At 63.2% G+C, this 725-nt stretch carries 1 protein-coding gene; it reads right to left on the reverse strand.

The features are described from left to right. Positions 1–27 precede the first annotated feature (27 nt). Positions 28–725: ISL3 family transposase (locus tag A5785_RS00865; protein WP_064864176.1), on the reverse strand; the 698-nt coding region annotated here is incomplete at its 5' end.

The raw sequence follows: 725 nt of genomic DNA on the forward strand, positions 1-725 counted from the left end.
GGCTCTTCGAAGTTAGCCGGGCACTGCTCAGCAGTGGAATTGCTGGTTGTTGGCCCGCTGGGCGCGGGTGCAGTGGAATCGTATCCGGCGGCGTGAGTTTTCGGTGTTACGAAAGCCGCAGGCCACGCGTTTGACCTGTTTGACCAGCCGGTTGTAGCCCTCGGTGCGGGCGTTGGTCAGGCCGGTGTGCACGAATGCCAGGATCGCCGGCCACCACGTCTCGATGGTGGCGGCCAGGCGGGTGAGTTCGGGGATGTTCGCGTCGGCGCACCAGGTGTAGAAGCGGTACAGACGCCGGCGGACCTCGCTGTCGTCGGCGTCTTCGCGGGCGCAGGCCAGCAGTGCGCGAAGTTCCTCTTTCGCGATGTAGGCGGTGAGGATCTCACTGGTGGGGTCGTTGTCGATAAGAGCATTCCACATCTTCGCAAATGATCTGTCCGACAATCGTTCTCGCGCAGTGAGCAGGCGCCGTCGGTTGGCCCATTCCGGGTCTTGTTTCCGGCCACGGCGACCGTGGGCATCGAAGGTGACCCGCCGCCGCACCCCAGTGACGGCGTCGTTGGCGAGCTTGATCAGATGGAAATGATCGACAACCAGAGTCGCATTCGCAAGCAGCTCGGTGGTGACCGCGGCCGCATACGCTGCGGACGGGTCGATCACCACATGGGTGATCTCGGTGCGGAACTGCTTACTTTGGGTGGTGAGCCAGTCAGTGACCGCCTTGC

Origin of the sequence: Gordonia sp. 852002-50395_SCH5434458 (genome assembly GCF_001665905.1) — a bacterium.
Taxonomy (GTDB): domain Bacteria; phylum Actinomycetota; class Actinomycetes; order Mycobacteriales; family Mycobacteriaceae; genus Gordonia; species Gordonia jacobaea.